The organism is Alphaproteobacteria bacterium (genome assembly GCA_024244705.1).
In the GTDB taxonomy this organism is placed as follows: domain Bacteria; phylum Pseudomonadota; class Alphaproteobacteria; order JAAEOK01; family JAAEOK01; genus JAAEOK01.
On sequence record JAAEOK010000079.1, the window covers coordinates 1 to 1,465 of the forward strand.

2 protein-coding genes and 1 pseudogene are annotated in these 1,465 nt (G+C 60.1%); 2 read left to right on the forward strand and 1 reads right to left on the reverse strand.

The annotated features are described in order from the left end of the window. Positions 1–140 (reverse strand): annotated as a pseudogene (locus GY791_14415) (IS256 family transposase). Positions 141–200: 60 nt separating this feature from the next. Here GY791_14415 and GY791_14420 point away from each other — a divergent pair. Together GY791_14420 and GY791_14425 are read left to right on the forward strand one after the other, a co-directional pair. Then, complete coding sequence (locus tag GY791_14420) at positions 201–539, forward strand: transposase (GenBank protein ID MCP4329618.1); 339 nt, start codon at positions 201–203, stop codon at positions 537–539. Between the two features lie 167 nt (positions 540–706). Then, positions 707–1,456 (forward strand): transposase family protein, encoded by a 750-nt coding sequence (locus GY791_14425; protein MCP4329619.1) that lies wholly within the window; start codon positions 707–709, stop codon positions 1,454–1,456. The last annotated feature ends 9 nt before the right edge of the window (positions 1,457–1,465 follow it).

Genomic DNA, 1,465 nt, shown 5'->3' on the forward strand with positions numbered 1-1,465 from the left:
AGGCTCATGTATCGGCGGGCGATGGCCCATTCGTCGTGTTGTTCGGCGAGTAGGGCGCCGATTAGCCGGATGATCGATGGTCGGGTGGGGAAGATGCCGACGACGTTGGTGCGACGCCGGATCTCCTTGTTGAGACGTTCTGTCGCGTGTCAAGATTCTTGGGACAGGTCGTAGTTTGGGGCCTGATCTGAAGGAGAATCATGTCAAAGCCTCCGTTGAAGTCTGTGGAGGAGAAGACCCGGATTGTGTTGGCTGTGTTGCGTGGCGAGGTCACGGTTGCGGCTGCTGCCCGTCGCGAGGGGGTGTCTGAGACCACGATCGCGAAGTGGCGGGACCGGTTCTTAGATGGTGGTCAAGCAGCGATTCAGGCGGGTCGCCGGGTCGGTGGCTCGTCTCGTGAGCAGCAGCTCGAGGCCGATGTTGAGGAGCTGACGTCTGCTTTGGGTGAGGCTCATATGGAGTTGCGTGTGTGGCGTAAAGGGGGGGCTCTCTACCCGGCTTTGCGGAGCTCGAAGCGGCACGGATCGACGCCGAAATGACCGTGACCCGGTTTTGTGAACAGCTTGGGATTCCTCGGTCGTCTTGGTATCGATGGCGTCAGACGGGCACCGCAGTTAAGGGTCCGTGGCCGACACCAGCCCAAGACGCGGTCGAGATCGATGCCAAGACGCTGGCTGCCGATTGGGACGGGTGGGGGCATCGCAAGTTGGCCGAGTTGAAACGGGTCGGCATCGACGGCGTCGACCCGGGCGAGGTGTCGGATTCGACGATGTATCGGGCCCTTTTACGTAATGGGCTGTGTTTACCGGCCAACTACACCGCTGAGGTCCGCCAGTTGGCTGGTCTCCGCAAGGAGACCTTCATTACACCACCGGAGAGACGCAACCGGCTGTGGCAGGCCGACTTCTCTGAATACGAAACCTCTGCGGCCGGGGTGTGGAATCTGGGTGGTGTCGTCGACTACTGGGCCAAAGTGAACCTGGCGACTGAAGTCACGATCCGTAAGACCACCAAAGATGCCATCTTGTTCTTTGAAGCCGCATTAGCCGAAGTTGAGACGCTGCTCGGCATCGACTGGGTCGAGGACCTGACCGATCCCGATACCGGCGAGATCGCCAAACTCCGGATCGTTACCGACAACGGCTCATGTTTCAAGAGCGGCGGTTTCGCTGCCTGGGTCGCCTCCAAGCGTCACATCACTCATGTCCGCACCCGGAAGAAGGCACCGTGGACCAACGGTGTCATCGAACGGTTCTTCGGATCCGCCAAATACGAACGGCTCTACCGCCGAGAGATCACAGACGGCTTGGCGCTAGCCGCCGAGGCCGCCGACTACCGGATCGTCTACAACACGATCCGACCCCACGAAACGATCAACATGCAACGCCCCATCCACCGCTACCGACAACCCCCAAAACCAAACCCTCCCGACCCGAAATCTGTCCCAAGACCTTGACACGAGACA

Excerpts from the sequence above, each read along its gene's own strand:
- GY791_14420 (MCP4329618.1), top strand. The coding sequence starts at position 201 with ATGTCAAAGCCTCCGTTGAAGTCTGTGGAGGAGAAGACCCGGATTGTG.